Source organism: Phycisphaerae bacterium, assembly GCA_018003015.1.
GTDB lineage: Bacteria > Planctomycetota > Phycisphaerae > UBA1845 > PWPN01 > JAGNEZ01.
In genome coordinates this window covers 1-8,346 of record JAGNEZ010000122.1, presented here as the reverse complement: position 1 = coordinate 8,346, position 8,346 = coordinate 1, and the positions used below count along the sequence as shown (strand labels likewise).

Annotated in this window: 9 protein-coding genes; 3 read left to right on the top strand and 6 right to left on the bottom strand. The window is 62.0% G+C overall.

The window, feature by feature from the left end; genetic code table 11:
* From KA354_24725 to KA354_24700, 6 genes are all read right to left on the bottom strand, one after another.
* Positions 1–2,311, bottom strand: a 2,311-nt coding sequence (locus tag KA354_24725; GenBank protein MBP7937858.1) for a hypothetical protein, incomplete at its 3' end; no start/stop codon positions are given.
* A gap of 98 nt (positions 2,312–2,409) precedes the next feature.
* Positions 2,410–4,188, bottom strand: a complete 1,779-nt coding sequence (locus tag KA354_24720; GenBank protein ID MBP7937857.1) for a hypothetical protein — start codon at positions 4,186–4,188, stop codon at positions 2,410–2,412.
* A 59-nt stretch (positions 4,189–4,247) separates the two neighbouring features.
* Positions 4,248–4,547 (bottom strand): hypothetical protein, encoded by a 300-nt coding sequence (locus KA354_24715; GenBank protein MBP7937856.1) that lies wholly within the window; start codon positions 4,545–4,547, stop codon positions 4,248–4,250.
* 19 nt (positions 4,548–4,566) lie between these two features.
* Positions 4,567–4,710, bottom strand: coding sequence for a hypothetical protein (locus KA354_24710; protein MBP7937855.1), 144 nt, complete (start codon positions 4,708–4,710; stop codon positions 4,567–4,569).
* Positions 4,711–4,745: 35 nt separating this feature from the next.
* Entirely contained in the window at positions 4,746–4,931 is a 186-nt protein-coding gene (locus tag KA354_24705; protein ID MBP7937854.1) for a hypothetical protein, read from the bottom strand.
* Between the two features lies 1 nt (position 4,932).
* Positions 4,933–5,574, bottom strand: coding sequence for a TetR/AcrR family transcriptional regulator (locus KA354_24700; protein ID MBP7937853.1), 642 nt, complete (start codon positions 5,572–5,574; stop codon positions 4,933–4,935).
* Positions 5,575–5,717: 143 nt separating this feature from the next.
* On the opposite strand from KA354_24700, the gene KA354_24695 reads away from it, so the two are divergent.
* The 3 genes from KA354_24695 (at position 5,718) to KA354_24685 (ending at position 7,828) form a co-directional block, all read left to right on the top strand.
* Positions 5,718–6,986, top strand: a complete 1,269-nt coding sequence (locus tag KA354_24695; GenBank protein ID MBP7937852.1) for an IS701 family transposase — start codon at positions 5,718–5,720, stop codon at positions 6,984–6,986.
* Positions 6,987–7,033: 47 nt separating this feature from the next.
* Positions 7,034–7,264, top strand: a complete 231-nt coding sequence (locus tag KA354_24690; protein MBP7937851.1) for a hypothetical protein — start codon at positions 7,034–7,036, stop codon at positions 7,262–7,264.
* 150 nt (positions 7,265–7,414) lie between these two features.
* Complete coding sequence (locus tag KA354_24685) at positions 7,415–7,828, top strand: hypothetical protein (GenBank protein ID MBP7937850.1); 414 nt, start codon at positions 7,415–7,417, stop codon at positions 7,826–7,828.
* The last annotated feature ends 518 nt before the right edge of the window (positions 7,829–8,346 follow it).

Below are 8,346 nucleotides of genomic sequence, written 5' to 3'. Positions count from 1 at the left end.
GAGCCTGAGCGGGGTGGAGTCCATCCTGTCGCTGCGGGCCATGTGGCTTTCCCAGGATGGCCGCTGGACGCAATACTGGAACACCCGCCCGGCCTACGGCGAGGCCGCCTAACGTGTCACGGACCCACCGTTCGGTGTCGCCCGGCGCGCATGAGGGGACGCCATCGATCGACTCGGCGCCCACGCGAAAGTCCTGGTGGATCGCGAAGGCGAAATTGTGGGCGAACCACTCGAAGAACCGCGGCAAGTCGTCACGGGCCAGAAACAACGGGGCCCCGATCGGCCACATCGTTTCGTATTCAACGTAATGGCGCCAAAGGTAGTGCCGCGAAGCAGTCGGGTCGGAAACGTCGGCCAGGTTCACATCCGCATTGTCGGACTTCGCGGCCCTGGCAAAGTAGTATCCCTCGCCGCGCGGCAAACCCGCTTCGAGAAACGCCACCGCCTGATCCACCAGTTCGTCGTGCGGATCCAACGCGCCCCACGCCCCGGCCCGCACCGCGCTATAGCCCGTATAGGTCCAATCCGGCTTCGACCAATCGAGTTCCTGAAGCACACGTGGCACATAGGGAATCGTCGTGCCGTCGTCGAGTGGTAGCGGCCGGGCGCGATCACGAGCCTCGAGGTAGCGGTCGCGCAGGCACTGGCGATAGGCGTTCATCTCGCGGGCCATTTCCTCAGCGCGCGGGTGGCCAATCTCGCGCAACAATCGGACGACGTCGGCCTGGGCGACGACGCAGTAAGCGTCGTTGAAGATCGTGTTGCCGGCCAGCCAGTCGTGGGCCGAGGCGGCCGGCAGCAGTCCCCAGTGGTCAACTCGTTTGCCGTTCACCTCGCGCATCGTCCGGCGGCGCTGCTGGGCGATCCACTCGAAGGCTTCGATCATGACCTCCAAGGGTGACGGGCTGCCGGAACGAAGCCACGCATCGTCGCGCGTGATCCGGTAATGCGCCACCAGGGCGCAGAGATTCAGCCCGTGGCTCAGCAGAAGCGGGTTGGCCGTCCACCCGCGATAGTCGCCCAGGAAGCCGGGCTGTTTCGCGTAGCCCTCGCCCTCGAGCACTTGGCCGCCGCCCATGTCCGCGCGGCTGAGCCCGCCGACCTCGTCGGTTCGCATGTCGATGATGCTTTGGAGGAGCCGCCGGCTCAGCCATTCCATGCCGCGCAGGTCGAAAACCGGGAGGGACTTGGCCCCGCTGACGGGCCAGTACTTCTCGTAGAGATTGGGGCTGGTTTTGTACATCCACACCTGGGTTGTATGTTCCCGATACGCCACCTGCTGGGCGATCTGTCCGGGGAGCGCGGCCAGATAGTCGTTCATGAACGGATCAGGAGTCCGAATCTGTCCCAGCGTGTCGCGTTGCAGGTCGTCCCAATAGCGGCGGACCTCGTCGAACGTCTTCCGTGAATCCACGGCAACGATCCTCTCGGCCGTTTTCTCGTCGACGACGCCGAAGGGAATCAACAATCGCAGCTCGGCCTCCTCGCCGGGGGCCAGGGGCACGGCCCACTCGACAACGTTTCTGGCCGGGCCTTCAACGCCCTCGACTGCTTTCACCTCCGAGTGGTTGTTCAGCGCGCCTTTCTGCGGCGTCGGCAGGACGAACCGGATACCGTCGTCCGCACGTCCGTAGGGCGGGTCAAAGCGAAACGCGATGGGCTCAGCGATTTCGGGAAGCTGCCGGCATTTGTAGCCGAAGAAGACCTTCTTGGTGTCGCCGAAATGCATCCATAGATGCCCGCTGCGCCAAGCCAATCCCGTGTTGCGCACCTGGAAAACGGCATGGGTCAACAGCAGGTCGCCCGGCTTGGGTTCGGGCCACGGTTTCATCGGCCGGTCCAAGAGATGGGCAAATACCGTCTCCCGCCACACCAGGTCGCCGTCGCGCGTTTCAATACGGGGAATCGGAAGCCGGCCCCGTTCGAGCGATCGGCGGATGCTGGGATGCAGCGTTCCCTGGCGGTCGGCCAGCCGCATGGTCTGGCCGTAGCCGAACGAGACGTGCAGCAGGTGGTTGCCCAGGGGGGCCATCTCATCCCGGATCACCTTGAAGTCGTGGAACTCCAGCGGGCCGAACACGAGCGCACCGTCCCAGGTCACGCCGGTCTGAAATTGATAGCCGGGCACGCCGACATGCTGCACGGCCCGGGTCATCGGTTTCCAGCATCGCCGGGCCTGTTCGATCGTCCATTCGCTCGGTTCGGTTGTGTTGGCCGGGGCGGCGCCGGTGGAAAGGGTTCCCGGCAGGGCGAAAAGAACCAGCCCTGTAAGGCAACAAAGCCGCGTTTCTCGAAGGCAGGCACAGGTCATATCCCACACTCCTCATACCGGACGTATACGGGGTTGCCGGAGAACGAAGAAAGAAGCGAACGTTCAGCTTCATCGCGCGACACCGCGACATTCCACTACTATTCCTGGCTCTCTCCATGTGTCCCGCCTCGAGCGAGTCCATTGTCGATCAACTTGATCAGGCCGAAAGGATCGGCCGGATAGCGGGTGCTCCATTCGTCTCTGACGCCGCGCAGTTCCTCCATCGCCCGATCGAGCGTCTGGCGGTCAGGCAGGCCGTCCATTGCGAGGTGTCGCCGCAACAGCGTCGCGTGCACATCGACCTCGGCCGCCAGGCGATAGATTCGCGCGAAGAGGACGAGATCCTCGAACTGACGAACGAGAAACTCACGATCCAACAGATCGAGCGAGGCACCGGCGGCTTGGATCTGCTCCAAGAGTTGCTCGGCGGTACGTTGGGCCGCGGCTTTCTCCGCCAGGATTGCCTTGGGCCCGCCGGTGCGATGCCCCACCGGCGTCGGCCAGCCCGCGAATGCGGCCATGCCTTTCTTCGTCGAAAGCATCTCGGCCGTTGGAAACGGCGTGCCCTCCGGCGAGGTCAGGTGTTCGTCCCAGCCCCAAAGGGGGTAATGCCACGGGGCGCGCACGACCGACTGGGCCGCGAAGTAGTTTCCGTCCATGAAGAACAGGCCGCGGTCTACCTCCTCGATTCTCAAGAAGACGGGCACGAGCGATGCAGCCGACGTTCCGAACTGCTCGACGAGAAACTCACTTGCGGCCTGCTCGCGGGTGACGTTTGGGTGTCGTGCCCGGCGGCAGAAGAAATGCGCGTTCAACCGGCCGAGCGTGTCGGTCGAGGACACTTGGAGACTTTGATTTACGAAAGGCGGATACTCCTTCCGATAGCGCGGCAGCAGGTTGCCGTGCGGGCTCCAGACGTCGTGGGCCGTGCTGACCCGCCCGTTGACGCTTTCGACGCCCAGTCGCCGGGCCTCTTCGAGATCCCGCTCGTACTGGCCCAAGGCGCTGGTCGGAACGTAGTTTCGGCCCCAGTACTCGCCGTTCAGGTCGAAGTGGACGGCAATCGGATTGGTTTTCGCCGCCTCGTGCAAACGTTGGTTGAAGGGAAGCACCAGGGAGAAATCGCCGATGACGTTGTCGCCGGAGACGATGATGTCGGGCCGCTTCCTGGCCGCGTCGAGAATCGCCTCAAGTGTTTGGGTGTTGCCCGCCGCCGTGTGCAGGTCGAGTGTCATCTTCCAGCCGTACTTGCGGCATCGGTCGTGGATGGTCTCCACGACGCGATCGATGATTTCGGCGGTGGTGCGACGTTGATGCGCGAGTCGGAAGATCTGGACGTTCGCGCACTCCATGATCCAGACCTCGATGCCGTCCAGTTCGGGAGCCGCCGCGCGCAGCTCATCCAGCTGCTCCGTGAGCAGCGCGTACATCGCGTCGCCGTCCATGTCCGGCTCGCCGTGGGCATTGAACAACTTGGGAGCGACGGGACGCAATCGGTCCAGATTGGGCAACATCAGGACTTGATAGACGTACCAGAACTCCATGCCCGCCGCAGTGGTCATTCGGGCCGATCGCTGGAGGCTGGCCCGGACCTCGGACGCCTGTCTTCTTTCGCCCCTATCGAGGAAATTCTCGGGGCGCCGGGGATAAGTCCAAGGAGTCGGAAACCCGCAGATTTCGCCGTAACTCCAATAGACCAGCCGCTCCACGACGTGTGTCTTGGCGAACTCGATCAGGCGCCGCCAATGGTTCTCATTCCCGAAATCCGTGGAGAGGGCTACTTTCAGCTTTGGGGCCGGTCCAGAACCGCGCGATTGTGCAAGCGCGGCGGATGGAACGAACAGCAACCAGACGAACAGAACCACGGTGAAGCGCATGCTCGATGCTCCTTATGCAACAGGGGCGGGATTCGGAAAGCGGCATCTTCTTCACAAGCTCACCAGAAGCGCCAATGGAGATACGCCCAGCCGACAGTATACATCGACCACCACAACAGCGGACGTTGATGCCACGGACGCTTGACGCCTTCGTCGTACCGCGTCAGGGCCGCGAGCGTCCACTGGAACGGTCGCCACTGACTTTCCTCGGGTAACTCGGTGAGCAGCGAAACCAGGACGATGCCCGACAGGGTGACGGCCTGGGCGATGGCCGTCAGATAGAGCCACTGAAGGTGCAATCCGGCCGCCGGCGCGCCGAGGACCACACCCAGCGCGATTGCGGAACCGCCGATCGCCAACCGAACCCACAGCGCCGGGCTAGCGGCGGCCGCTCCGCTTTCGCGAGAGACGTTGCCGGGCCTGGCCCAGGTATTCGGCCAGCGCGACGGCGTTGTTCATGCTCTCTTCGTAGGCGGCGACCAGAAGCGTAATCCCCAGCCTGGACCGCCGTTGTTTTGCCAAGGTCGCGACCACGCGAACCTTGATTCACGCGGAACCTATCTGTGCCCGCAACAACCGTGGCGACCAGACTCGGCCGGTATCGGCACTTGCCACTTTGCACACAGCTCGTCGGCCAGCGCGTGCAGGCGCTGGTGTGTGCCCTCGCCCATCTCCTCGTGCTCTACGTGCTCGAAGGCTCGGACACCCAGCAAGGGCATCAAGCCACTGGATCGTGCACTCATGTCAGTTCTCCTTCCGTTTTGTTGCACCAGCCGCTCTCGATTGTTCAACGGGCCGAATGGCGGACGCTAGAATCTGCCACGCTCTCTCGGCGTGCTTGGTCACATCGAAATCGCCATCACTTAAGTCCCACAGCAACGCTGCGGGTTGAACGATGCCCAGGAACATCGTGGAGATGGCTTCGGGCGTGAAGCTCGCACCGACCTGCCCATCTTGTTGACCTTGACGAACGATCTCCGCAATCTGGCCGAGATACTCCTGAACTGTCTGGTACATGCGAGCTCTCCGCCCGGTGCGGCCGCTGTGCAGTTCTTGCGAGAACACGACCCGCGGTATCCCCTGGTTCTCGCGCAGCAACCGCACATGACGGACCAGCAGACGATGCAGGCGATCCAAGGCCTCAGTGCTCTCCTCGCCCACCGCTTTCACGTTGGCGAGCAGGCGGCCCCGGATCAGATCGAGGACCGCATCGAGCACCTTGTCCTTGCTGCGATAGTGCCGGTAGATCGCGGACGGAACCACGCCGACCCGGCGGGCAACCCGGGCCACGCTGAGCCCCTTCATGCCCTGGCCGGCCACCAACCCCAACGCCGCCTCGGCGATTTGCTCTTGCCTGATCTCGGTATGAACCTTCGCGGCACGCATCGTCACCTCTTTGTGAATGCTCGTTCACAATATAGTATGACAGCGCTATTGTGGCTCGAGATTTTGAGGCAGTCCAGCCGATGGGTTTCCTGACGGTGATTTCGGGAGCGCGCTCTCCTGGACCGGATATCAGGAGACCCCAGATGACTGCCGATCAGATTCGATCGTTGCAGCCGGCGTTAGCCGCGCTGTTGCTTCGGTTTCGTGGCTGTTTTCAGACCGCCAAGACCTTCGGGCATTGGGAGAAGTATCTCTTTGGGTTGATGGCCGACTTGCAGCGTAAGAGCATCGAGCCGATTGCCTTGGCGGCGGGTGTGGCGGTTCGAACGTTGCAGGAGTTCCTGGCCTTCTTCGTCTGGGACCACCAGCGGGTCAATCAGCAATTGCAGCAGATGGTGGCCGACGAACATGATTGCGAAACGGGCATTGGCGTGCTCGACGCCTCCGGCCACGTGAAGCAGGGTGACAAGACGCCGGGTGTGCAGCGGCAGTGGTGTGGCGAGGTTGGCAAGAAAGAGAACTGCGTGGTCGGCCAGCACCTGCTCTACACGAATGACGATCCGAAGAACCCATTTACCTGCATGCTGGCCAGCGATCTGTATTTGCCCGAGAGCTGGGCCGATGATCGGGCGCGTTGCCGAGAAGCGAAAATTCCTGACGACGTGGTCTATCGGCCCAAGTGGCGGATCGGCATCGATCAGATCGAGTCGGCGATCGGCCATGGAGTGCGTTTCGCATGGATGACGTTCGATGAGGATTATGGGAAAGTCCCCGCGTTCTGGTTCGAGTTGGATCGGCTCGGGCAGCGTTCGATCGGGGAGGTGCCCGCGAATTTTCACTGTTGGCCGACCTGGCCGTGCTATCGCTCTCAGCAGGCGGCCCATGCGTCCAAGCGGGTGGACAACGTCTGCCGGTTCAGCCCGGTGTTCCGAGATCAGGAATGGAAGCCCGTACATATCAAGGACACCACGCGCGGGGCGATGATCTGGGAGATCAAAATGGCCCGGGTCCACCTGGTGGACTCCTCGACGAAGCCGTCGCGGCCGACCGATCGACAGTATTGGCTGATCGTGGCCCGGAACCCCAAGACCAAGGAGTACAAGTACTTCGTCAGCAACGCGCCGAAAAAGACAAAGCTGGAGGACATGTTGCGGGCGGCGTTCGCGCGTTGGCACGTGGAGATGTGGTTTGAACGGGCCAAGCAGGAAACCGGCCTTGGTGCGTTCGAGGTGCGAACGTACCAAAGCTTGATCCGCCACTGGTTGTGTTCGCGGATGGCGATGTACTTCCTGGCCACTCAGACCGAGCGGCTTCGGGGGGAAAAATCCGCGGATCACACTGGAACAGGTGGCGGAGGCGGCGAACGACCTGGCCACGGTGATCTGGAGCCGCAACTGGCATACGCCGGCTAACCGGGCCCGCACGGCGGAATACCACCAGGATCGTAACGAGGCCTCATATGAGAGCCGACGCCGAAAGGCCAACAGAGCCGAGAAGGGATAGCGCTGTCATACTAAAGACCAGTGCTGACAAGGAGTCTGTTCGAGCGGCGTGGTTCAGCAAGGAAGACCTGCCCAAGCTGCGGGTACGCGATGATGAGGTCATCGAGTGGATCGCCGTCGCCGAGAAGCTCCAGGGATGTCCGCTTCCGCTGTTGACCCTCGAAAATCGATGCTACCCGCCTCGCTGAGTACGAACCGCTCGGAGCTGAAGGCCGGAAATCCGCATGAAGACAGCGTCGGTGTAGCGGGCAGGGGGTGCTGGTACAATCACGGAACACGGCCCGGCGGCGTAGCCGGGAGGAGGTCATCTGGGAAATCTCAGGTAAGGAGAGCAAAACATGGGTAACAACTTCGATCCAACCGAATGGAGTATGAGTCGAGAGAGGGAGCTCATGGAGAGACTCCTTTGCCAGCGTTTCAGTTTCTTCCTCGCTCTATTCGCGCTCTCCATTCTCTCAGCTACCATCTGCAGAGATGATACGAACTCTGGCGTGATTCTCGCAACTGGTTTCCTCGTGTGCCTCATGGTCTGGATGACGGTCTACCGTGCCCACGTGGAGCATCACTGGATCATGCAGGAGATCATCTACCAGACAGAGAATCACCCGGCGAAAATCGTGCGCGATGAAATGAAGCGACGTGGCCTGCTCTCCCTATTCAGTGTATCACGTTGGATTGGAGTCGTCATACCGGCTGTCTGCTGCGGTATTCTGATTGGCGGGGCGCTCGGGCTTTTCTGCGGAGTCCTATGAATCGCCGCGCAGGAGTCTGCCTCTGTCACCACCCGTCTCATTCAGCATGGATCGATCCCGTGCCCGTACCCAACCAGTAGGTTGGCCCATCGACCCCGACGGTTCCCTCCGCCGCGGCACCTGTCAGCGGCGACTTCGTGACGTGAATCCCAGGATGGTTGGTGATGCGAATCGATCCCGTACCCGTGCCCATTCTGAATCTGCCCGGCGAACCGCGGGGAATCTTCAATCGAACATCGCCGGTGCCGGTGCGTAGGGTTCAGCTACCCCACAACCGCCGCAATCTGATCCCACGCTCGCCCATCCCCTTGCATGAGCATCACGCCGCCAGAAACCGCAGTTCTGCATGCAGGGAGGGGGGTTCGAACCTACAACTCTATGGCGGCTTGCTTTAGCCCAAGTTACTGAGTTTGGCAGCGTCAGTGGTCCTGGCGATAGCGCCAAGGCCGTTTCCTTCTGAAAGTCTTCACTACATTTGCGCAGCCTCTTCGAGGTATCGCAGCCGCTGGGGCATGGTC